21 protein-coding genes are annotated in these 21,470 nt (G+C 69.8%); 11 read left to right on the top strand and 10 right to left on the bottom strand.

The window, feature by feature from the left end; translation table 11 throughout:
• Positions 1–25 precede the first annotated feature (25 nt).
• Together ACTWQA_RS26155 and ACTWQA_RS26150 are read left to right on the top strand one after the other, a co-directional pair.
• A complete protein-coding gene (locus ACTWQA_RS26155; protein ID WP_443161726.1) occupies positions 26–1,108 on the top strand; it encodes a glycosyltransferase in 1,083 nt (360 codons plus the stop codon).
• Positions 1,109–1,299: 191 nt separating this feature from the next.
• The gene (locus ACTWQA_RS26150) at positions 1,300–1,458 is read left to right on the top strand and encodes a hypothetical protein (RefSeq protein ID WP_443161771.1); all 159 of its coding nucleotides are present in this window, start codon (positions 1,300–1,302) and stop codon (positions 1,456–1,458) included.
• A gap of 61 nt (positions 1,459–1,519) precedes the next feature.
• Here ACTWQA_RS26150 and ACTWQA_RS26145 read toward each other — a convergent pair whose 3' ends face one another.
• From ACTWQA_RS26145 to ACTWQA_RS26130, 4 genes are read right to left on the bottom strand one after another with little or no spacing between them, the layout of a single operon-like run.
• A complete protein-coding gene (locus ACTWQA_RS26145) occupies positions 1,520–2,218 on the bottom strand; it encodes an IclR family transcriptional regulator (RefSeq protein WP_443161725.1) in 699 nt (232 codons plus the stop codon).
• A complete protein-coding gene (locus ACTWQA_RS26140; protein ID WP_443161724.1) occupies positions 2,215–3,480 on the bottom strand; it encodes a cytochrome P450 in 1,266 nt (421 codons plus the stop codon). Before ACTWQA_RS26140 ends, ACTWQA_RS26145 begins: the two co-directional genes overlap by 4 nt.
• A gap of 21 nt (positions 3,481–3,501) precedes the next feature.
• Positions 3,502–4,266: an alpha/beta fold hydrolase gene (locus ACTWQA_RS26135; RefSeq protein ID WP_443161723.1), complete on the bottom strand. Its 765-nt coding sequence runs from the start codon at positions 4,264–4,266 to the stop codon at positions 3,502–3,504.
• Complete coding sequence (locus tag ACTWQA_RS26130) at positions 4,212–4,784, bottom strand: ATP-binding protein (RefSeq protein WP_443161722.1); 573 nt, start codon at positions 4,782–4,784, stop codon at positions 4,212–4,214. Before ACTWQA_RS26130 ends, ACTWQA_RS26135 begins: the two co-directional genes overlap by 55 nt.
• Before the next feature lie 152 nt (positions 4,785–4,936).
• On the opposite strand from ACTWQA_RS26130, the gene ACTWQA_RS26125 reads away from it, so the two are divergent.
• On the top strand, positions 4,937–5,233 hold the full coding sequence (locus ACTWQA_RS26125) for a hypothetical protein (protein ID WP_443161721.1): 297 nt from the start codon (positions 4,937–4,939) through the stop codon (positions 5,231–5,233).
• A 107-nt stretch (positions 5,234–5,340) separates the two neighbouring features.
• Entirely contained in the window at positions 5,341–6,042 is a 702-nt protein-coding gene (locus ACTWQA_RS26120) for a hypothetical protein (RefSeq protein WP_443161720.1), read from the top strand.
• A gap of 81 nt (positions 6,043–6,123) precedes the next feature.
• Here the strand turns inward: ACTWQA_RS26120 and ACTWQA_RS26115 are convergent, their stop codons facing one another.
• Positions 6,124–6,327, bottom strand: a complete 204-nt coding sequence (locus ACTWQA_RS26115) for a response regulator transcription factor (RefSeq protein ID WP_443161768.1) — start codon at positions 6,325–6,327, stop codon at positions 6,124–6,126.
• 2,404 nt (positions 6,328–8,731) lie between these two features.
• Here ACTWQA_RS26115 and ACTWQA_RS26110 point away from each other — a divergent pair.
• The 7 genes from ACTWQA_RS26110 to ACTWQA_RS26080 all read left to right on the top strand — a co-directional run bounded on the left by ACTWQA_RS26110 (position 8,732) and on the right by ACTWQA_RS26080 (position 14,160).
• Positions 8,732–9,829 (top strand): hypothetical protein, encoded by a 1,098-nt coding sequence (locus ACTWQA_RS26110; protein ID WP_443161719.1) that lies wholly within the window; start codon positions 8,732–8,734, stop codon positions 9,827–9,829.
• Between the two features lie 276 nt (positions 9,830–10,105).
• A complete protein-coding gene (locus tag ACTWQA_RS26105) occupies positions 10,106–10,684 on the top strand; it encodes a dihydrofolate reductase family protein (RefSeq protein WP_443161718.1) in 579 nt (192 codons plus the stop codon).
• A gap of 175 nt (positions 10,685–10,859) precedes the next feature.
• Positions 10,860–11,261: a hypothetical protein gene (locus ACTWQA_RS26100; protein ID WP_443161717.1), complete on the top strand. Its 402-nt coding sequence runs from the start codon at positions 10,860–10,862 to the stop codon at positions 11,259–11,261.
• A 221-nt stretch (positions 11,262–11,482) separates the two neighbouring features.
• Positions 11,483–12,277 carry a class I SAM-dependent methyltransferase gene (locus ACTWQA_RS26095; protein WP_443161716.1) on the top strand — a complete coding sequence of 265 codons (795 nt, stop codon included), beginning with the start codon at positions 11,483–11,485 and terminating at the stop codon, positions 12,275–12,277.
• 170 nt (positions 12,278–12,447) lie between these two features.
• A complete protein-coding gene (locus ACTWQA_RS26090; RefSeq protein ID WP_443161715.1) occupies positions 12,448–12,969 on the top strand; it encodes an RICIN domain-containing protein in 522 nt (173 codons plus the stop codon).
• A 284-nt stretch (positions 12,970–13,253) separates the two neighbouring features.
• Positions 13,254–13,589: a hypothetical protein gene (locus tag ACTWQA_RS26085; protein WP_443161714.1), complete on the top strand. Its 336-nt coding sequence runs from the start codon at positions 13,254–13,256 to the stop codon at positions 13,587–13,589.
• Positions 13,579–14,160, top strand: coding sequence for a carboxymuconolactone decarboxylase family protein (locus ACTWQA_RS26080; protein WP_443161713.1), 582 nt, complete (start codon positions 13,579–13,581; stop codon positions 14,158–14,160). Before ACTWQA_RS26085 ends, ACTWQA_RS26080 begins: the two co-directional genes overlap by 11 nt.
• 313 nt (positions 14,161–14,473) lie before the next feature.
• On the opposite strand, the gene ACTWQA_RS26075 is transcribed toward ACTWQA_RS26080, so the two are convergent.
• The 5 genes from ACTWQA_RS26075 to ACTWQA_RS26055 form a co-directional block, all read right to left on the bottom strand.
• The gene (locus ACTWQA_RS26075; RefSeq protein ID WP_443161712.1) at positions 14,474–14,764 is read right to left on the bottom strand and encodes a helix-turn-helix domain-containing protein; all 291 of its coding nucleotides are present in this window, start codon (positions 14,762–14,764) and stop codon (positions 14,474–14,476) included.
• Complete coding sequence (locus ACTWQA_RS26070; RefSeq protein WP_443161711.1) at positions 14,761–17,604, bottom strand: AAA family ATPase; 2,844 nt, start codon at positions 17,602–17,604, stop codon at positions 14,761–14,763. The genes ACTWQA_RS26075 and ACTWQA_RS26070 overlap by 4 nt, the downstream gene beginning before the upstream one ends.
• Positions 17,605–17,742: 138 nt before the next feature.
• Positions 17,743–20,406, bottom strand: coding sequence for a LuxR C-terminal-related transcriptional regulator (locus ACTWQA_RS26065; protein WP_443161710.1), 2,664 nt, complete (start codon positions 20,404–20,406; stop codon positions 17,743–17,745).
• A 243-nt stretch (positions 20,407–20,649) separates the two neighbouring features.
• Positions 20,650–20,973, bottom strand: a complete 324-nt coding sequence (locus ACTWQA_RS26060; RefSeq protein WP_443161709.1) for a WhiB family transcriptional regulator — start codon at positions 20,971–20,973, stop codon at positions 20,650–20,652.
• A gap of 52 nt (positions 20,974–21,025) precedes the next feature.
• Positions 21,026–21,250, bottom strand: a complete 225-nt coding sequence (locus tag ACTWQA_RS26055; protein ID WP_443161708.1) for a hypothetical protein — start codon at positions 21,248–21,250, stop codon at positions 21,026–21,028.
• Positions 21,251–21,470 lie beyond the last annotated feature (220 nt).

Below are 21,470 nucleotides of genomic sequence, written 5' to 3'. Positions count from 1 at the left end.
TCGATCCCGCAATGTTCCGTCGAGCATGTCCATCGGCTACGGCGTCACGGCGAGCCGGGTCATTCGCGATTCGTTTCGAACGAGCGGTTTCGAGCTCGTCCGGCCGATGGCGGACCTTGAGCCCTTCGCGGACGGCTCGCGGAGCGCTCGTCTGCGGTGGGTGCTGCGTGGCTACGAGAGAATTGCCGAGGTCATCGCCGAGCGGCCGCCGGACCTGATATTCGTTTTTCATTCATTCAGTGCTTTTCCCGCCGAGATCCGCCGCATCATGCTGGAACTGGGGACGCCGGTGCCGATGATCGGGTATACCCATGGCAGTCACTGGGATCCGTCGGACTCTTTCCGCCGGAATCTCTACCCGGAACTGGAAATGCTGGATCTGGCCAACCTGCTGGCTCTCGACCGGATCCTGTTCGGCTCGGATTTCATCAAGACGGCGGTGCTGGACAACGTCGCCGGCCTGAATCACGAGGTCGCGCAGGCGATGGCCGCACGGTCCGTCGTCACCGGCATCCCGATCGACACCGAATTCATTGATCACTGCCGGACGGATGAAAAATATTCGCGGACCACCGTGGTTTTCAACCACGCTCTCATTCCTGCGAAAAACCCGCTGGCGTTCATCGGTGTGATCGAGCGGGTGATGGCACGTTTCGACGTCAACGTGCTCATCACCCGAGCCACCACAAATGACGGTACCGGGTTCGCGGAGATCAGGGCCCTGCGCAAGCAGTTCGGCGAACGAGTGATGCTGGGTGAGAACATGTCGTTGCCCAGCTATTTCCGGGCGCTCTGGATGTCGGACATCCAGGTCTCGACCGCGTCGCACGAGAGCCTTGGGATAGCGACCCTCGAAGCGATGTACACCGAAAACTGCTGCCTGCTGCCCCGCACGGGAAGCTATCCGGAGATCTGCGCGTACAACGAGGACGTCCTCTACGACTCCATCGACGAACTCGAGCAGCGCCTCATTCACTTCATCACGAATCCGGAAGCGGCACACGGGGTCGGTCGGACGCTTGCCAAACAGGCACGCCTATACGACGCCGCAACGGTCGGCTCACGCCTGACGACCGTGATCGAGGACCTCCTCGGAGCGGACGGATAATCCGAAGACCTCATCCATTGGCATTTCTCGGCACCACCGCGGGAGTAAGCGCAGGCGGCCGATCTCCTCCGGCGTGCGCCCCCACACCGGGGCGCGGGGCCTCCTCCGAAGGGCACCGTGCCGGGGCGCGGGGTGGATCCGGGGCCTGTGCCCGAGATGTGGGCTGTCCTTCCGGAAGGACCTGTGCCGGAGTGCGGAGGGCGGCGGGGGAGGGCGCGTGGCTACTCCTGGACTCGCTGCTGCCGGTGAGCACGGGGTGGGGCGCGCGGTGGAACGACCACCGGACGGTGATCAACGGGATCTTCCACCGGGCTGGCGATCAACGCCAGGTGCGGGTCAGCGGAGCATGAAGAGCCGGCCCTTGAATCCTCTTCGATGGGGGTGCAGGGCGAGACGGCCTGCCCTGTCACGCTAGAGGAGCCGCGATATCTCGGTCGCGGCGCTGAGCACCAGTGGGACGATCGTGCTCTCATCCCGCACACCGATGGTGACCACGCCCACGCTGGCGTCGGCCGGTCGCCCGGGCGTGATGATCGGGACGGCGACACCCCACGCCCCGGGCTGTAGCTCACCCGCAGTGACCGAGTAGCCGGTGACGCGGGCCTCGGCTATCGCCGGGCGCTCGCCCGGGCAGGGCGGGCGGCCGGCCAGGATGGCGATCCCCGAGGCGCCGCGGTTCGCGGGATGCCGGGTGCCGGCGCGATAGCTGACGTGGATCTGTGAGGCGCGCGGCTCGGCCACTGCGAGCACGACCGCCTGGCTCTCGTCGATGTCGAGCACCGTGATGAAAGCGGTGGCGTTGCAGGTGTCGGCCAGCACCTGGAGCGCGGAGGCGGCCGCGCTGCGGAGCCTGTGCTGCACGGCGGCGTTGAGCTCGACGATGCCCAGGCCGAGGGTGTAGCGCGTGCCGATCCGTGCGACCAGCCGGTGGTTGCCGAGGGCGGTCAGATGGCGGGAGACGGCGTTGCGATGGATCCCGGCCAGCTGCGCGAGTTCGGTGATCGTCAAACCGTCCGGATGGTCCCTGAGGATTTCCAGGAGCCGCAGTCCGGTGTCGATCGTCTTCGAGCCCGCCATGGAGGCGGCCGTGCTGTGGTGCTCCCCGGTCATTGGCGAGGCACTGGGGTGTAGCACATGGGCAGGTGCTTGATGCCGCCGATGAAGTTCGACACCAGCCGGACCGGTGGTCCGGCGAGTTCGACGTCGGGCAGCCGCCAAAGCAGTTCCCGGTAGAACACGCGGAGTTGCAGCCGGGCGAAATGGGAGCCGAGGCACACGTGCGGGCCGTCCCCGAACGAGATGTGGTCATTGGGTCGGCGTGCGATGTCGAAACGCATCGGGTCGGGGAACTGCCGCTCGTCGAAGTTGGCGGCACCGTGAAAGACGACGACCTTGTCGCCCGCGGCGATGCGCCGCCCGGCCAGGACGGTGTCGCGTACAGCGGTACGCCGGAAGCTGAGGACGGGGGGATGCCAGCGCAGCATCTCCTCGATGGCCGAGTCGAGGAGCTCAGGCTGATCGAGCAGCCGACGATGCTGGTCGGGATGGTCGAGCAGGGCGAGCATCCCGCCGGGCAGGGCCGAACGCACAGTGTCGTTGCCCGCGATGACCAGGACGAAGAAGAACATCGACAGTTCGGGATCGGTGAGACGCTGCCCGTCCACCTCCGCCGTGGCGAGCGCGGTCATGACGTCGCCTGCCGGATTCCGGCGCTTGTAGGCGGCGAGGGAGTGAGCATACTCGAACATGTCGCTGAGCATGGCCGGGGATCGCGGGTTGGCCGGCTTGCCGTCCGGGCCGTGAACGACTGTCGCGTGCTCAGGATCCTGGTAGCCGATCACGCGGTTGGTCCACTCCAGGATCTGGCCGCGGTCGGCGGAGGGGATGCCGAGGAGATCCGCGAGGTTGTGGATCGGGTAGTCGTCGGTCACGTCCACCGGCAGGTCGCACTCGCCTCGCTCAGCGATCTCGTCGACGAGCAGACGCGCCCGTGCCGCGATGCCGGTCGTGAAGCGCTCGATGCGCCCGGCGGTGAACACGCCGGAGACGATCCGCCGGAGCCGGCCGTGGTCCGGCGGATCGAGGTTGAGCATCGTGCGCCGGATGAACGACAGGTCGGCGGGGTCCGGGTCACGGATCTGGGTGGCGCCGAGCCAGGAGCTGTACTCGGTCGGCGTGCGTAGCACGCGTACGACGTCCGCGTGGCGGGCCACCGCCCAGAATCCGGGCCCTGCCGGCCAATCACCGACTTCGTGCTCCTCCTGCCAGTGCACGGGGTCGTGGTCGCGCAGCCAGCGGTACGTCTCGTGCGGGATGCCTTGTGTGTAGATACGCGGGTCGAACACGTTGACCGTCGTATTCGTGTCGGTCATGGACATCCCATCTGGAGATCGTCAGGCGGACAGGAAACGTTCGATGGCGGACACCAGGGCCAACGGTGTCTCATCCATCGCGTAGTGGCCGGCGTCTGCGAATGTCAGCAGCTCGGCGTTCGGGTACCACTGCATCCACGTACCCCGCATGACGTCGGCGGAAAGCGCGGGGTCGCGCTCACCGGCGATGACGAGCACAGGCGTGGCGGCGCCGGCCACCTCGGTGTGGAAGTCGGTACGCGCCCAGGCGTCCAGGTAGGCCCGGTAGGCGGTCACCGTGGAGTTTCGCAGCGAGTTGTCCACCATCTCATCGAGCCATGTGCCCGGAAGCCGGTTGCCGGTGGTGAGATCGATGATCGCACGACGGTTGGCGGGCTCCTCGGCAGAGCCGGAGAACAGCGCCCACCCGTCGTCGTCGAACGGCACGCCGGAGGCCGGCACCGGAGAGATGCCGACGAGCTTGCGGACCCGTCCGGGCGCGTCCAGCATCACCCGCTGCATCGCCGTGCCGCCCATGGAGTGACCGACCAGGGAGAAGGTCTCCCAGCCCAGCTTGTCGGCGAGTGCTGTCACGTCGGCGGCGATCTCGGCGAGGGTGTACTCGCCGGTGAGGTCGCTGGCCTCGCCGTACCCCCGGTAGTCGGGAAAGGCGTAGGTGAAGGCGTCGCCGTCCAGGTAGGGCTGGATCTTCCTGAAGGAGCCGCGGTCTCCGAACCAGCCGTGCAACGCAATTACGCGGTGCGGCCCGGAGCCGTGGACGTCGTGGGGAAGAACGACGGGGGACATGGGGGATTCTCCTTCGTGTTCGTGGCGCCGGATGGGGAACGCTCAGCGAATGTCCTGCCAGGCGGCACCTCGCCCGCCCGTCGGGCGTCGCCGAGGCACTCCAGGCTGAACCAGACGTACTTGCCGGCTTCGTGCGGGACGGCGCCCCAATGGTCGGCCTGCGCCTCCACCAGGAACAGTCCACGCCCGCTTTCGGCGAGGAAGTCAGGGGCTCGCTGCGTGGGGAGGGTCGGATCGGAGTCGCAGACCGCCAGCCAGACCGTGGTGTTCCCCGCCCGCACGTTGATCCTTATGTCGGAGGATCCCCGAGCGGGAGGGGTCGCGTGCTGGACCGCGTTCGTGACCAACTCACTGGTCAGCTCCATGATCGTCGCGTCGACGGCGGCGCAGAGAGGCAGATCCCAGGAGGCGAGCATCGCCGACACCCAGCGGCGAGCGATTGATGACGCGATCGGGGAGCAGGGCAGATCGCACCAGCCGGAGAGGCGCCTGCTCGTGAGGTCGGTGACGACGGTCATCGCGCGCTCGCTTCGATTGGCGGTGAAGGGCAGGGTGGCGTGCCGTTACGGCACCGCGCGACGCCTCTCTCCTTGGTGGCTCCCGGGCCCGCGCCACTCTCCATGAGGCGCCTTGATAAGGCGGCGGCGGGTCCGACCTCGGGTTTCAGGCAATGCATCGCGAACACGGCGTGAACTTCTCCCCGGATGCCCAAATATTGGGCATGATGGTCAAAAGATGGGCGCGCAGCGAAGAAAAGCATCGATCGGAATACGGCTGCTGTCAACGCGAATGGCACAAAATGTGGATCATTCGTGTTGAGGCCGGTATGCCGGAGACACCCCTGTGGGGAGGCATGCCGAAGACATCGCTGTCAGCGTTGGTCCGTGAGGGCGGCAGCGAAACGCGAAGCGAGCGTCGCGACCGCCATGGCGGCCAGACGAGCCGCATTCCAGAGAGCGAAATATGAGTAGGGGCTACTCATGTCCCGGCGGTGGGCCGCGGGACAGGATGCGATCGCGGGGGCCGGGAGTGCCCGGCCGCGTTCCATTCTTTGATCTCTCCCGGAGGAACAAGATGCTCACACGTTCCGGCAGGCTCGCGGCGATGACAGCATCGGGGTGCCTGGCGTGGTCGCTGGTCGGGGTCACGGGAGCCGGCGCCGAGACCGCGTTCGCCCCCGACACCTGCGCCAGCGGGTACGTCTGGCGCGGCGCGCGGGCCAGCGACCATGTATGCGTGGACCCGTCCGTACGCGACCGGACGCAGTCGGAGAACGCGTCAGGAGTCTGGCACGCGTGCACGACCGGGTTCGTCTGGCGGGAGGCCTACCCCGGCGACTACCGGTGCGTGGTCCCCGGCTCCCGCACTCAGGCGCGGCGCGACAACGACAGCGCGGCCCGCAGGCTGGCCTGGGTCATCATGGTGAAGCGCAACCACGCCGGCAACGGGCCCTCCTGTGACGGCGGAACCTGCTCCACCACCAACGAGGGGCCGTATCAGACGGTGGCCGTCCGCGGCTACTACCTGACGCCTGGCACCCAGGTCACCGTCCAGGTCAAGCGCTCCTCGGATGGCCGGGTGCTGTGGCAGGGCCGGGCCACCGCGCAGTCGGGCGGCAATGGACCGGCGGGCAGTTACTCGGTCGACACGGGGCGCGTCCTGTGCGGCGGGAGCTCGTTCAAAGCGCCGCTCACCGCGTATGTGGTCGTACGCGGTGACGGCGGACAGTGGTCGCCGCGCGTGCCGATCGCCTGGCGGTCCTGCTCACTGCTGTGATCATGGGCACAGGCCGTAGCCGGTCGGCGCGGCTGGGGCTTGTCCGCGCCGCCGGTTGAAGGGGCGGGGATGGGGGTTCGCTCAGGCGGGTGGCCGGTTCAGGAGAGCCGTCAGGGCGGTGCGGTCGTTGACGCCGGTCTTGTCGTAAATGGCGTACAGCGTGTTCGCGACGGTGCGGACGGAGACGACGAGCCGCTCGGCGATCTCCCGGTTTGTCAGCCCCTGCGCGGCCAGCACCGCGATCTCCCGCTGCCTCGGGGTCAGCCCGGGAACCTCGAGGTCCATCAGCGCGAGCGTACGGGCGCCCTGGCAGCGCTGCGCGAGGTGCCATGCCCGGGTCTCGGCCGCCCGCGCGCCGCGGGACAGGCCCGATGCGCGGTAGCGCCGAGGCGGCCGCATGGGCCGCCGCCTCGGCCGCGTACAGCAGCAGGCCCAGCCGCTCGAAGCCGGCCGAGACCGCGTCCAGCTCCGCGCCGTTGCGGGCGACGGCGTGCTGTGCGAACAGCGCCACCAGCGGGCCCTCCACGCCGACCGTGGTGAGCCGCCCGGCGACCAGGTCGGGCCGGCCGAGCCGGACGACGTCGTGCAGCACGATCGGCAGGTCGCAGGGCAGCGCGGTCTCGGCGACCTCCAGGCAGAGTTCGACGGCCCTCGCCACGTCGCCGCGACCGGCATGGGTCCAGACCCGGGCGAGGCGGAGGGGCACGACGACGGACGGGCCGATCGGCATGCCGGTCGCCTCCGCGCGCGCCAGCGCCTCCTCCGCCGCGTCCACGTCACCGAGGAGCGCGTGCGCGTGCGCCAGCTCGCCCAGGCACGGTCCGGCCGAGGCGCTGCGGGTGGGCAGTCGCGCAGCCGTGTCGCGGGCCCAGGAGAGTGCGTCGCCTAGCCGGCCGCGCAACCGGAGCACGCCGGCCTTGAGAGCGCCGAACTCGAGGATCGCCCGGGTCCAGGTGCCGAACTGGCCGTCCAGGCGGTATCCCTCGTCGGCGAGCCGCTCGGCGGTGTCCAGATCGCCGAGCAGTAACGCGGCGTTGGTGGCATGGCCCGTCAGCGCGGCGGTGAGGCTGCCCATGGCGTCCCGTTCCCTGGCGATCCAGGTGCGGGTCTGCTCCACACGGGCCAGGCATTCCCTGGCGCTGCCGCGCGCCAGCAAGACGGCCGCTTCGGCGCCGCCGATCGTGCGCTCGCCGTGCGGGGTGAGCGGGCCCAGGCGCCGCGTCCGCGCCAGCAGGTCCTCGGTGGCGGCGATGTCGCCGGTGAGCGTGGCCAGGACGGCCCGCATGACGTACATGCCCTGCAGCAGGGGGACGTCGCGGACGAGCCGGGTGGTCTCCTCGAGGACGGCGCGCGCCTTGGCGACGTCTCCGAGGCCCACGGCCAGGTTCATCGCCCGTTGGATGCCGAGGTCGGCCCGGGCGGTCTCGTCCATCTCCGTCTCCCAGACGGCGGCCGACACCTCCTCGGACTCCTCGTACCGGTCGGTGTAGAACAGCACGGTTGCCAGCGCGGCGAGCGCGGATGTCCCGCCGCCGGCGGCCACGGCCGCACGCCCGAGCCGTACGGCCAGCTCCAGGTCGCGGGCGACCCGGGCGCGCTCGCAGCCGGCCAGCAGCAGCCCGGGATCGCCGGTCATGCCGGCGTCCAGCCGCCACACGGCCACCCTGAGCACGTCCTCGCGCCGCCGCAGCCCGGCCTCGGTGACCGCCTCGGCCAGTCTCCGCATCATCGTGCGGGCACGCAGCACCCCGCAGCCGTCTCTGATGACCTCGCCGTGCAGGGGATGCGCGAGCCGCACCTGGAGGCGCCGGCCGTCCGGTTGCACGCTGACGAGCTGCCGGTCCTCCAGGTGCTGGACGGCGTCGAAGGAGCCGAGCGCGGCGAGCAGGTCCGCGCCGAGCGGCTCCCCGTACGCCAAGAGCTCCATCACCTCTCGCTCCTGGGGCGTGACCTTGCCGATGCGGCCGGCGATGGTCTCGCGCAGTGTGGGCGTGATCGTCATCGGCCCGCGCCAGCGCCACACGCCGTCGTCGTCGGTGAGCACCCCGGACAACACGAGCTCGCGCAGGTAGAGAGCGTTGCCCTGGCTGGCACGCCACAGCCGCGTCACGGTCGCGGACTCGACGTGGCCGCCCAGCGCGCCCTCGAGCACGGCCGTGGTCTCCTCGAGCGAGAACGGCTCCAGCTCCAGCAGCGGCGTCATACCGTCTTTCAACAGCGCCAACACTGCGTCCGGCAAGGGCGTCCGGCTGCGGAGTGTCGCGATCACCCGGGTGCCGCCGTGCGTCACGAGGTGGTGGACGAGCGCGGCGGAGGCCGCATCGAGCAGGTGGGCGTCGTCCACCACCAGCACCGGCGCGCCCAGCGCGGCGGCTGCCCAGCCCAGCGGGTTGCCGGCGGGCGGTGTGGTGGGGAGCAGCGGGGCGAAGGCGCCCAGCGGGATCTCCGCGGCGGCCGCGGTGGCGCGCACCCAGGCGACCCCGTCGAGATCGTGAACGGCCTGCGCCACCAGCCGGCTCTTGCCCGTCCCCGGCGGGCCGGCGACCACGACGCCCCTGGAAGCAGACCTGATCTCCGCGAGTTGCGCCGCACGCCCGGTGAACGGCCAGGAGCTTAGTGCCACGGCGAAAGCGTATTTGAGTAGACCATGCTCATGCGAGGGCATTGTCCGGTCGAGCATGCTGTGCCCATGACCATGGCACTGACCGCTGACCTGACCGATCTCGTCCGGGAGAGCCTCGGCGACCCGCTGGCCGAGATCGCCGGCCAGCATGCCGAGCTGCTCGACCACGGGCCAGGGATGTTGTCCACGGCCTCGCTCCACCGCGTGCATGGCACCACGACGAGCGGCGCGACCTGGTCGTTTTTCGTCAAGTCGATCCACTCGCTCAGGCATTGGCCCGGGCGCGCGATGATCCCCGAACACCTGCTGGCCGACGCGGACGCGAACTTCCCCTGGCGGGCCGACGCGGACGTCTACCTCGCCGACCGGCCGCTCCCTGACGGACTGCGGCTGCCGCGGATGTACCGGCTGGACGACCTGGGCGACGACCGGCTGGTCATGTGGCTGGAGGACGTTCAGGTCGCACCCGCGGAGTGGGACCTGAACCGCTACCGTTGCGCCGCCCGCCTGCTCGGCGACCTGGCCGCGGCACAACCCGTGGCAGGGGCGGCGACCGGCCCGCGCGAGCCGCTCGACAGCCACCTCCGCTACTACCGCGAGGGCCCGCTCGACAATGTGTTCCTGCCGGCGCTACGCGACCCGGCGACGTGGCGGCACCCGCTGGTCGCCGTGAACGCCGACCCCCTGCTGCGCGCCGACCTGCTGGCCCTCGCCGACCGGATCGATCCGCTGATGGAGGCCCTGGACCGCCTCCCGCACACTCTCGTCCACGGCGACGCCGGCCCAAATAACCTCCTGGTCCCGGCCGACGGCTCGGCGGAGTTCGTGGCCATCGACTGGAGCTGGCCGTGCCCTGCGGCCGTGGGCTTCGACCTGGGCCAGCTGCTGGTCGGTCGCGCCCACACCGGCGAGCTCGACCCCGAGGACCTGCCCGCCGTCCACGAGGCGATCGAGACCGCGTACGCCGCCTCGGCCGACGCCCTGGCGAGCCCGGACGAGGTGTCCTTCGGCTACGTCGCCTCTCTTGTGCTCCGCAGCGCGTGGTCCGCGATCCCCTTCGAGCTCCTGGGCCAGGAGCCCACCCCCGAACTGCACGAGCTCTTCCGCAAGCGGGCCGGGCTCGCCCGCTTCATCGTCGATCTGGGCCGATCCCTGGACATATAGGCAGGCAATCCGCGCCGCGTACGTCGACGCGGGTCCCGGTCCTACCCCCCAGGCCCGGGCATATGTCCCGGCCGGGGGACAGCACTCTCATACAGGCGGGGCGCGCTATGTGGCACTCTGGGCGGCGTTTCGAGCTGATCTGGTGTTCGCGACCGTCTTGGCCGTGGTCAATCCGCGTCCGGGGCGCCGGACGCCAGGAGTCCAACGGCGATGAGATTCGCCGAGGTTTCCAGTCTGTATCGACACACCCGATCAACCGTACTCGAGGAGAACATCATGACCGCTACCTACACCTTCGACGTCTTTACCAGCCTCGACGGGTTCGGCGCCGCCAGCGGCAACTGGACCGGCTACTGGGGCAAGCAAGGCCCCGAGCTCCTCGACCACCGCCTCGCCCTGTACGGCGAGGAGCAGCGGATGGTCTTCGGGGCCAACACGTATCGGGCGTTCGCGCGGATGCTGGCCTCGAGCACCGAGGAGTCCGACGTGCGTGACCCATGGGTCACCCGGATGAGGAACCTGCCGGCAACGGTGGTGTCGACCACACTGGAAGGATCCCTCGATTGGCCGGATGCGAACGTCGTGCGCGGTGACGCCGTCGACGTTGTCGCTCGGCTCAAGGAGGAGTCAAAGGTGCCGTTGCGCTCGCACGGCAGCCTGTCGATGAACCGGGCGCTGATGGCCGCCGGTCTGGTCGACCGCGTTCAGGTGACGCTCTTCCCTGTGATCACCGGTCAGACCGGACTGGACCCGATCTTCCAGGGGGCGGCCGACTTCGACCTCGAACTGATCGAGAGCCGGACGCTCGACGGCAACATTCAAGAGCTCATCTACCGGCCCACCCTGCATGTCTGAGTCCGTCCATGCGCTCCCCACCCTGTCGAGCAGCCGAACCTGATCACCGTCGCCGGCCTGCAAGCGGCCGTGGAGTTCGAGGTTGACTTCTGTGGCTTGTACGTCTTACGGACCGATGAGTTTTCTCGACGACGCCGGTCTGTAAAGGCAGGAACCCACTCTGAAGGAGACGGCGATGACCAACGACCCAGCACTGCAGGCCTTGGCCAGGCTCGTCGGCACGTGGAAGATCACCGGAGGGCACGGGGGAACCGTGACCTACCGCTGGCTGAACGACTTCTTCCTCCAGCAGGATGTAGAGCTGGGCGACACCCACGGCATCGAGATCATCGGCCGGGAACGCAGGCTGATGGCCGAGCCCAGCACCGACATCAAGTCTCGCTACTACGGCGACGACGGCAGCACCCTCGACTACACCTATGAACTCGAGGGCGACACCCTCACCATCTGGGCGGGTGATCGGGGTTCCCCCGCCTACTACCAGGGCACCTTCAGTCCCGACGGCCGCAGCCTCATCGGAGCCTGGGTCTACCCGGGCGGGGGCGGCTACGACTCCAACGCCGAACGCGTCGAATAGGCCGGTTTCGGGCGGCCAGGCACCTCCCGACGAAAGTCACGGCGAGCCGCCCACGGGAGCCCTCTTAACGATCCGACGCCCTACGCCAAGGCGGGTGCCACCGGGTGGCTGGCGGAGTTCCCGCCGGAAACGGTGTCGCTGGACCCGGTGCGAGGCGTACTCCGCGACGGCCCGATAGAGCCTTGAGACATCGATCTCCACATGACCAACGAGAGGATCCAGTGACGGTGACGTCCGACCACACCGACCTGTTCGACTACGACGCGGAGTTGCGCCTGCACAACGAACTCTTCCGCGCCGCTGCCCGCGTCGGCTCCCGCGACCGTGTGCTCGACATCGGCTGTGGTACGGGCCAGTCGACGCGCGAGGCCGCCCGCGCCGCCGTCAATGGAAGCGCGGTAGGCGTCGACTCATCCGCACGAATGCTCGAACGGGCCCGTCAGCTGAGCGACGACCAGGGACTGCCCAACGTCACCTACCTGCAGGCCGACGCCCAGGTTTACCCCTTCCCGCCGGCGCATTTCGACCTCTGTATCAGCAGGTTCGGAACGATGTTCTTCGCCGACCCAGTCGCCGCGTTCACCAACATCGGGCGCGCTCTGCGCCCCGCAGCGCATCTGGTGCTGCTGGTCTGGCAAGACCGCGACCGCAATGAATGGGCCTCCGCGATCCGACAGCCCCGCACCGCCGCAACCCCCGAACCCACCCCTCCCACCCGCAGTCCAGACCCATTCTCCCTCGCCGACCCGGCCATCACCAAAGGCATCCTGGCGGCGGCAGGCTTCACGGAAGTCAGCTTCACCGACGTGCACGAACCCGTCTACTACGGCCCGGACAGCGCCACCGCCTTCGATAACGTGCTCCGCCTCTGGGACAAAGACCTGCTCGCCAACCTCGACGCCGTGACGGCCGAGCAAGCATGCACGCGGCTACGCGCCACCCTCGCCGCCCACAACACCGACAGCGGCGTGTACTTCGACTCGCGTGCCTGGATCATCACGGCCCGCCGTCACTGACCTCCCCGCCCAGCCCATCCCCAACATCCAGCGGGCCAACTAAGGTCGGGACCGCCGCCGTCCGGTCGTCCTGGCTCTTGCCCGGAGCTGAGTAGGGCCTACTCAGGCGTACCCCGCTTGCCTGCGCCAGCATTCATGAAACAGATCACTCCAGCAACGCGGGAGTCCCAATGTCTACGATCAATCGGAAGGTGAGGTCGACATCGGTCGTCTTGGTCACCGCAGCGGTGTTCCTGACCGGCACGGCCTCCGCCGTATCCAGCGCAGTAGCGTCATCGAGCGTCAGCTCCACGCTGATCGGCAACCTCCACAGCGGCAAGTGCCTCGAAATCCTTGGCTGGAGCACGGCCGACTGGGCTGAGGCCGGTCAATGGACCTGCCACGGCGGCAACAACCAGCAGTGGAACTACAGCTACACGACCGGACTGATCCAGAACGTCCACAGCGGCAAGTGCCTCGAAATCCTCGGCTGGAGCACGGCCGATGGGGCGAGTGGCCGGTCAATGGACCTGCCACGGGGGGAACAACCAGCGGTGGTACATGGCCACGTCCACCGGACTGATCGGGAACGTCCACAGCGGCAAGTGCTTGGAAGTCCTTGGCTGGAGCACGGCCGACTGGGCCCGGGTCGGCCAGTGGACCTGTCACGGGGGGAACAACCAGCGGTGGCGTTGGAGGTGAACCTGCGGTGACGCGCGTCCCGGCCTGACGGCCAAGGGGATTCAGGCCGTGTGGCGCTGGGCCGTTATCCGGCCCGTCCCTCAGTTGACACCGTGCTGTGCGTCCTGGCCGCCGCCGGCATGGATCCGACGCCCTGCCGTACCGCCTGGGCTTCAAGCTGGTCATGCAGCCCGCCCGGCCTGCGGGTACTTCTCTGTGGTTGGCTTTCTTCGGCCCGTGTCGTGTTCGGCGGCGCGCCAGTCGTCTTATACATGAGGGCAGATAGCCCCAGACTGCAAAGGAGGCTGAGGGCGCCGTGCCGGATGAGGACAAGAAGCGAGCAGCGCACCGAGCCCTGGTGGATCGCGTGCTGAACGGGGAGGGCCGGGCATCTGTGGAGCAGCGAGCGCGTGCCTTCGGCAACGACGGCCTCTCCCCGCCGTTGGACGCGCTGATCGGCAAGGTCGCCGACAGGCCGGCGCAGGTCACCGAGGAGGACCTGGCCGCGGTGAAGGTGTCGGGCTGCACCGAGGACCAGCTTTTCGAGCTGGTGGTATGCGCCGCGGTGGGCCAGTCCGCACGGCTGTATGAAGCGGGACTGGACGCCCTGGCCGAAGCGACCGCCAGCGGAAGGCCGGATCATGCGGCTTGACATCCTCAACCATGGTTACGGTCCCGGAACCAAGCTGCTGTTCGCGCTCATCCGGCTGTTCTCCGGGCACCCGGTGCCGGACGCCGCCAAGCTGGTGTTTTACCGGCCCGATTTCTACGGCGCCCGAGCCAAGGAGTTCACCCACGAGGCGATGCGCGGGCCGTCCGCCTGGTCGGTAGGCGACCGGGAGTTGATGGCGGCCTACGTGTCCAAGGTGAACGAGTCCGCGTTCTGCGTCGGCGCGCACACCGCGACCGCAAGGCAGGCGTTCCAGGACCGGCCACGGGTCGCGGGGGTGCTGGCGGACCTGGAATCGGCCCCCGTCGAGGAGCCACTGCGGGCAACGCTGCGGATGATCGGCAAGCTGACCCGGGAGGGAAAGGTCGGCGCCGAGGACATGCGGGAAGTGCTGGCCGCCGGTGTCTCACCCCAGCAGGTCAAGGACGCGCTGGCGGTCTGCGCCGCCTTCAACACGACCAACCGGCTCGCCGACGCCTTCGGGTTCGAACTGCTCAGCCCCGAGGGCTACGAGGCAGGAGCCAAATACCTGCTCAAACGGGGATACCGGTAGCCCGTGCAGCGCGAGCCGCGATCGCGCTGCGCGGGCTCGTTCGCGCCGCCATCCTCATCGGTGGCAGCCCGGTGATCACGCCGGACATCCTGGAAATGATGGCTGCGGTCCCCACTGATGCGCGTACCAAATTCCTCCGTCCCGGAGGCAGCTGAAGAAGCGGCGCGCTCATGGCGCCGAAGCTATAGGGCCGGGCGGCTCTTACTTCGGGTTGCCGCTGTGGTTGCGGAGGCCCTGTTGCGGGCGGGTGCTGTGGGCCTACAACCTCCCGTATCAACCAAATCTGTGACACCGTCACACGTTCCGCCAAAGTTCAGAGGCCCGATGGCCGTGCGGGCAACGGTTCGATCAGGTCCTCCATGGTGCAGTCCAGGATGTCCAGCAGCGCCATCAACGTACGGAGGCTCAGCCGCTCCGGCCTCTCCGTGACCAGCCGGTACACCTGGCTCGGCGACAGCTCGATGCCACGCTCGGCCAGCAGCGGACGCAAGCCGGTGGTGGAGAACATGCCGCGACCGGCCATGACCTCCCGCAGACGCCACCGGTAGTCCAGCTTGCAGGTCATCTCGTGGGCCTCCCCCTTCGCCGTCCTGTCACCGGTCATGCGATGCCTTGGAGCTGGCTACGAGAGGTGATGCCCAGCTTGGCGAAGACCTTGCCAAGGTGGTATTCGACGGTGCGGGGGCTGACGTACATGCGACTGGCGATCTCCTTGTTCGTCAGGCCCTGGCGGGCCAGTCTCACGATCTGCGTTTCCTGCGGCGTGAGCTGGTCGGCGGTTTCGACCGTACGCCTGCGGGCGGTCTCTCCGGTCGCCGCCAACTCGAGCTCCGCCCGGCCGGCGAATCCCTCCATGCCCATGGCCACGAACAGCTCGTGGGCGGTGCACAACTGCTCGCGGGCGTCGAGCCGGCGCCGCTCGCGGCGCAGCCATTCGCCGTAGACCAAGTGGGAGCGGGCGAGGTCGACGCGCATGCGGGTCCGGCGAAGCCGGTCGATCGCCTCGCGATAGTGGCCGTCGGCCTCCTCGCCTTGGCTGAGCAGCGCCCGCGACCGGGCCTCGACCCCGAGAGCCCAGTCGGTCCCGCTCGCCTGAGTCGTCAGGACGAGTTGCTCGAGCGCCCGGGCGGCGAGCTCGCGCTCGCCGCTGTAGACCGCCGCCTCGACGAGCTCGGCCGGCGCCCAATGTGCCGCGGCACCCGGCGAGGGGTGGTACGCGCAGGCGCGTTCGGCGGACACCCGGGCTTCCTCGTACTGGCCGAGGCTGTTGTGGAGTACGGCTCGCAGCCACTGGCTGACCGACACGGTGGATCCCTCGCCGCGGGATGCCGCCTCGCTCATCAGGGCATTGGCCAGTTGTTCCGTCTCGGCCTGCCGTCCCCGCCACGCTGCCAGAGCGAGGGCGCCGCCCACCGGTCCCTGGTAGCCGAAGCCGGCCCGGACACCGGTCGCGGCGACGAGCGTCTGTATCTCCTCGTTCACCGACGCCGCCTCGTCCAGTTCCCCCTCGAAGATGAGCGGTATGAGACGCGTGCTCCACGCCAGGGGCAGCACGGCGAGCGCGCCGGTGTCACGGACCAGACGGACGTGGCGATCCGCCAGTGCGCGACCCGACCTGTCATCCCACAGGGCCACGGCGATGGTCTGGGCGGCCCATAGCCAGCGGGACTCCTCTGCGGCGGAGATGTCCTCGCCCAAGAAGGAGGCCAGGGCCCGCCGCATGGCCGGAGCCGCGCTCCGCGCGTCCTGCGTGAAGTGCCGGGCCAGGGCGTCGAGGAGGCGGTCGGCGACCCGGAGGGTGGCGGGCGCGGGTGGCGCCGCGCGGGTGGCCGCCGCGACTTCTACGAGGCTGCGGCCCTTGTCTGGGACGGCGCCGATCGCGGCGGACAACGCTTGCAGATACGTGTCGCGGGCCAGTCCGGTGTCCAGGGGCTCGAAGCGTCTGGCGGCTTCGAGCAGCATCGGCGCGGCGGATCTGCCGTGATTCGAGGTGCTCGTGATCTCGGCGCGCAGGAGTTCCGCGTGGGCGAGTCGCAGCTCGTCCAGCGGCCCGGCCTGGGCCGAGGCCAGCAGCGCCAGGGCCGGCTCAGGAGCGCCGGCCAGGTGCTTGGCCCGTGCGGCGGCCAGCGCGCGCTCTGCCCGGCGCCGGGGGTCGGGCGTGAGCTCGGCTGCCCGCCCCATGAAGGCGCCGACGGCCGCCAGGCCACCGCGCGCCTGCGCACGTCCGGCCGAGCGTTCGAGCTCAGCGGCGACCTCCTCATGCGGCTCCGCGGTGCTGTGCGCACGGTGCCAGGCGCGCCGATCGGGATCGGCGTCGACATCGGTCGCCTCCGCCAGCGCCAGATGCACCCTCCGGCGTTCCTCCGGCAAGGCCGCCCGGTACACCGCCGAACGCATCAGCGGATGCCGGAACCGCACGCGGACACCGATGACGATCATGTCGGTCACGGCGCCGGCCACCGCCATGCCGAGGCCGAGCCGCGCGGCCGCACGCCACAGCAGCGCCGCGTCGCCGAGCGGGTCGGCGGCCGCCAGCAGCAGCAGCCGCCGGGTGTGCGCGGGCATGCCTCCCAGTTGTCGCTGGAAGCCGCCCTCGATACGGCCCGGAAGCGTCTGCGCGGTCGGCGGCCCGAACCCGCCCGCCAGTTCGGGGCGGGTGAACTCACGTACCAGCTCCAGCAGCGCCAGCGGGTTGCCACGGGCCTCGGCGACCAGCCGATCCTGTACCTGTTCGTCCAGGGGGCCGGGAACCACCGAGCGCAGCAGAGTCCGGGCATCGCCGGCGGACAGGCCCGGGACGTCCATCACCGGCAGCCCGGACAGCTCGCTGGGGTCGCGTACCGCGAACACGCAGGCCACCGACTCCGCGAAAAGCCGTCGGGCGACGAAGGCGAGCACCTGCGCCGAGGCGTGGTCCAGCCACTGGGCATCGTCGATCACGCACACCAGCGGACGCTCGTCGGCCGCCGCCGCGAGCAGGCCGAGGACGGCCAAGCCGAGGAGCAAGCGGTCTGGCGCCGGCCCGGCGCGTAGCCCGAACGCCTTGTCGAGCGCGTCGCGCTGTGGTTCCGGCAGGCCGTCCACCAGGTCCAACATCGGTGCGCAGAGCGAGTACAGCGCCGCGAACGCGACCTCCATCTCCGACTGCACACCGGCGGCGCACACCACACGGCAACCGGAAGCCCGCTCGATCAGGTGCTCCAGCAGCGCCGACTTGCCCACCCCTGCCTCACCGCGTACCACCAGCGCCCGGCTCTGGCCGACGCGAACCGCGGCGAGCAACCGATCAAGCGCCTCACACTCGGCCCGCCGGCCCAGCAGGCCGGCGTTTGCACTGGGACGGTGAAACCTGCCGGGCAGGCCGTCGACGGTGCCCCACGTCGAGAGTCCCCTGCCGTGACCGCCCACGTTCCCGTGAAGATCGAGGCTCGACTTGCCAACCACCCCGGAATCGCCCCCCGCCACATCTCTTGAATGTTCAAGAACGTACGGGTGGTTGATGGGGGTCTGCGTACGTAGGAGTACGTAAAGGTACGAGAGCGTGCCCGGACGCCGTTCCGGCACCGCCGCGGCCCGCCCTCGTCAGAACGGCCGTCCGGCCATCATCGCAGCCAGTTCGCTGCGCGACTTGACTCCGACCTTCGGGTAGATCCGATAGAGGTGGGTGGTGACCGTGCGCGGAGACAAAAAGAGCCGTTCGGCGATCTCCCGGTTGCTCAGCCCGTCGGCCGCGAGCCGCGCGATCTGCTGCTCCTGCGGGGTCAGCGCGTCGAGGGCGTCGATCGGCTTGCGCCGGGATTCGCCCGTGGCCCGCAGCTCGGCCCGTGCCCGTTCCGCCCACGGCGCCGCCCCGAGCGCGTCGAACGCGGCGGCGGCGGCACGCAGCAGCGGCCGTGACTCCGCCGCCTGTCGCTGCCTGCGCAACCATCCGCCGTACGTGAGCTGCAGGCGGGCCCGCTCGAACGGCCAGTCACGCAGGTCCGCGGCGATCGCGGCCTCGTACGTCGCCGCGTCGTCGGCCAGCACGGCTTCGGCGTAACCGAGCCCGGTGATGAGGACGGGCGAGCGGCTCCGCTCGGCGATCGGGGTCAGCTCGGCCACCACAGCGCGGACCTCGTCGAGCGCGCCACAGTGCGCCGCCGCCTCAGCGAGGTGCCCGATGAGGGTGAACCGCAGGTACGGGTGGTAGGCGACGTCGCCCGGGTCGAACACCCGGTGCAGATGCCCGAACGCCTCCTCGAACCGGCGGGAGGCGAGCGCGTTGATGCCGCGGATGCGTTGCGTCAGCGACAACATCGCGTGCATGCCGGCCGTGAACATCGTCTTCTCGCTGACATCCGCGATCTCGGCGGCGGTCTCGCCGTTGCCGCGCAGCGCCTCGGCCATGCCGAGCTGGAGCCGGGCCTGCAGTGCCCAGACCGGCGCCCCGGTCTCGGTGGCCAGCGCCGTGCACTCCGTCGCGGCGGACACGGCGGCCCTCGCGTCGCCGGCGGCGGCCGCGTTGTAGGCCACGCTCGTCAGGCTCTGCATCAGCATGCCGATCCGGCCCTGCGTCCTGAGCGTGTCCGTGGTCGCCTTCAAGAACGTGTTCGACAGGGCGTACGCGCCGAGCGCCGACGCCGCGAAGCCGAGGTCGTGGTGCTGCCGCGGGGTCAGGTCCAGCCGGTACTGCGACGCCGTCACCCCCTCCAGGCAGGACGCGCCACGCTCGACGGGCGCAACCTGGGCCAGCGCGCAGAGCACTCGGATGTCGCCCTCCGGTGCGTCGATCTGCTCGGCGACCTCCACGAACCGGAGCCTGGTGCGGTCGTCGGGGTTGGACCAGTAGAACCGCAGGCAGATGTTGGTCAGGGCCTCAAGGGCGAGCTCGATGTCGCCTACGTGCCGGATGGAGTCGATGAGCTCGAGGTAGACGCCCAGCCGCGCGCTACCGGTCCAGCCGTTGCCGAGCAACGCCTCTCGGTACCAGGAATATCGCGCCAGGTCCGCCGGGCGTAGCCGGGTCTCGTCCACCAGGTCGAGCAGGCGGCGTACGGTCTCGCCGTCGCCTTGCTCGTCTGCCGTCATCGTGGCCCACAACAGCCGGCTGCCGCGCTCCCGCGGGTCCTCGCTGAGCTGCGCCGCCCGTTCCATGGCGGTCAGCGCGGTCGACGCGGCCTGGACGTAGCGGGCCCGGGTGGCCATGGCGGCCAGGTCCGTGGCGAGGGCCTCGTCGGGGCCGGCCGCCGCGGCGGCGCGGTGCCACACCCGCCGATCGTCGTCGGCCACGACCGCCGCGAGGCAGGCGTGCGCCCGCCGCCGCTGCGCCGCGCTCGCCGACTGCCGCAAGGCCGAGCGCAGCAGCGGGTGCCGGAACCGTAACCGGTATTGCTCGTCCACGCTGACCAGCCGGCTGACCGCGGCCGGCTCCATGTCGTCGGCCGTGACCGGCCGGTCTTCGAGCGTGGATGCCGCAGCGAGCACCTCATCGAGGTCGTCGCCGTCGTCCAGCGCCGCCACGAGCAGTAGCGCGCGTGTCGCCGCGGGCAGCTCACCGACGAGCCCGGCGAACGTGCGCTCCACCCGGGTGCTCAGCGGAAGGCGTGACGGCAGCAGCGCGCCGCCGCCGGAGCGGGCGGCCAGTCCGCCGAGCTCGACCACTCCGAGGGGGTTGCCCGCCGACACGGCGAGCACGCGTTCGCGCAGGGCAGGCGAGAGCCCGGGCGCGACCTGGTCGAGCAAGGTCCCTGCATGGTCCGCTTCCAGCGGCTCGAGCCGCAGCTCCGGCAGCGCCGCGGCGGTGAGGAGCCGGTCGACGTCCTCGCCGTCGCGCGCCGTCAGCACGAGCACGACCGGGTCGGACTCCAGCCGCCGGGCAACGAAGGCCATCACCTCCCAGCTCGCCCGGTCCAGCCAGTGGGCGTCCTCCACGGCCAGCAGGACCGGCTTGTCCAGGCCGCCGAGCAGGTCGAGCACCTCGACGCCGACCCGGAACGGGGACTCGCCCTCGACCGTGCCGAACTCCGGGCGTAGCTGGCGGAACAAGTGCCCGACCCCGGCGTACGGCAGTTGCACCTCGGCCTGCACGCCCACGGTGGTCAGCACTCGCATCCCGCGGACCTCGGCCAGCGCACAGGCTTCGCCCCACAGCGCGGACTTGCCGATCCCGGCCTCTCCCCGTACCACGAGGGCGCTACCACGGTGCTGCGTGGCCTCATCCAGCACGGCGGTCAGCGCCTGGATCTGCGCCGCCCGCCCGACGATCACCCGTGGCCCCCGCCCGGCGCGCGGCGGACCCGTCCCGACGGCCCTTCGACCCCTCTGGCCACGCGCGCACCCCTTCCATCTGACGCGAGAATCATTCATCAGATGCAAGGAGCGGTGCAACACGAGCACCCGGCCGACCGCCTTTGCCACGTCGTCACCCGCCATCGGCTGGACCGCACCGGGCGCCATGTGTACCTTGCCATCGACCGCGGCCTTGCCCGCGATGGCGTGGATGACGGATGGTCACGCCGTTGCCTGCAGGCGGTGGGCGCGTAGCCGGCGGCGTTCTGCGGGGGTGGTGCCGCCCCACACGCCGTCCGGTTCGCCGGTGCGCAGGGCCCAGTCGAGGCAGGCCCGCTGTACGGGGCAGGCCTGGCAGATGCGCCGTGCCTGATCGACGGGTTGACTGGCTTGGTCGTCCCAGGTGATCGGGAAGAACAGGTCGGGGTCGGCGTCCTGGCAGGCGGCGTGTGCCGTCCAGCGCAGAGGTGATCGTGGGTCGCGGTGCCGGCGAGTCTGGTAGAAGGTCATGATCGCCACCTGGTGAACGAGGGTGTTCCGCGTCATCGCCGTCCCCGGATCTGCTCGACCCGCGGACAGCAGACGAGAATCGACACGTTCATGTCCGGAACGGGAAGGAGCCGTTCTCCAGCTCCGTGATCGCGGCCAGAATGCCGCGCAGCTCCACTCGCTCGCGCTCGATGTCGGTCGGATCGTGCAGCCACTTGGTGACTGGCAGATCACCTGCGTTCTGCGAGTGACTCAGCTCGGCCATGGTCAGTGCGACCGCGACCACGGTTTTGAGCTCGTGCAGGAAGGTGTTCTCACCGGTCGGACCGCTCATCTTTCCTCCGAACGTGCTTGCGTGGATGGATCTGCCTCATCGAGCGACCGGGAATGGGATCAAAGGCTCAGGGAGCCGACAGGTGGGCGTCGTGCTCGCCCCGCTGAGCCGCCGGCGCACAGGCGCGGGCCGCCCCGAAACGGCCCGCGCCCATGGCCCCCTCCCCTGGTTGCCCCGTCAGACGGGCCATCGGCCACCACTTCGTGGCCGCGACGACCGC

Origin of the sequence: Nonomuraea sp. 10N515B (assembly GCF_052245915.1) — a bacterium.
GTDB lineage: Bacteria > Actinomycetota > Actinomycetes > Streptosporangiales > Streptosporangiaceae > Nonomuraea.
Note: the sequence above shows the minus strand (reverse complement) of the source record. Positions and strands in the feature narration are given on the sequence as shown.

Coding starts and splice junctions, on each gene's coding strand:
- ACTWQA_RS26060 (WP_443161709.1), bottom strand. CDS start 20,973: ATGACGCGGAACACCCTCGTTCACCAGGTGGCGATCATGACCTTCTAC.
- ACTWQA_RS26105 (WP_443161718.1), top strand. CDS start 10,106: ATGACCGCTACCTACACCTTCGACGTCTTTACCAGCCTCGACGGGTTC.
- ACTWQA_RS26090 (WP_443161715.1), top strand. CDS start 12,448: ATGTCTACGATCAATCGGAAGGTGAGGTCGACATCGGTCGTCTTGGTC.
- ACTWQA_RS26120 (WP_443161720.1), top strand. CDS start 5,341: ATGCTCACACGTTCCGGCAGGCTCGCGGCGATGACAGCATCGGGGTGC.
- ACTWQA_RS26155 (WP_443161726.1), top strand. CDS start 26: ATGTCCATCGGCTACGGCGTCACGGCGAGCCGGGTCATTCGCGATTCG.
- ACTWQA_RS26130 (WP_443161722.1), bottom strand. CDS start 4,784: ATGACCGTCGTCACCGACCTCACGAGCAGGCGCCTCTCCGGCTGGTGC.
- ACTWQA_RS26110 (WP_443161719.1), top strand. CDS start 8,732: ATGACCATGGCACTGACCGCTGACCTGACCGATCTCGTCCGGGAGAGC.
- ACTWQA_RS26100 (WP_443161717.1), top strand. CDS start 10,860: ATGACCAACGACCCAGCACTGCAGGCCTTGGCCAGGCTCGTCGGCACG.
- ACTWQA_RS26075 (WP_443161712.1), bottom strand. CDS start 14,764: ATGACCGGTGACAGGACGGCGAAGGGGGAGGCCCACGAGATGACCTGC.
- ACTWQA_RS26125 (WP_443161721.1), top strand. CDS start 4,937: ATGCATCGCGAACACGGCGTGAACTTCTCCCCGGATGCCCAAATATTG.
- ACTWQA_RS26140 (WP_443161724.1), bottom strand. CDS start 3,480: ATGACCGACACGAATACGACGGTCAACGTGTTCGACCCGCGTATCTAC.
- ACTWQA_RS26135 (WP_443161723.1), bottom strand. CDS start 4,266: ATGTCCCCCGTCGTTCTTCCCCACGACGTCCACGGCTCCGGGCCGCAC.
- ACTWQA_RS26055 (WP_443161708.1), bottom strand. CDS start 21,250: ATGAGCGGTCCGACCGGTGAGAACACCTTCCTGCACGAGCTCAAAACC.
- ACTWQA_RS26080 (WP_443161713.1), top strand. CDS start 13,579: ATGCGGCTTGACATCCTCAACCATGGTTACGGTCCCGGAACCAAGCTG.
- ACTWQA_RS26115 (WP_443161768.1), bottom strand. CDS start 6,327: ATGGACCTCGAGGTTCCCGGGCTGACCCCGAGGCAGCGGGAGATCGCG.
- ACTWQA_RS26145 (WP_443161725.1), bottom strand. CDS start 2,218: ATGACCGGGGAGCACCACAGCACGGCCGCCTCCATGGCGGGCTCGAAG.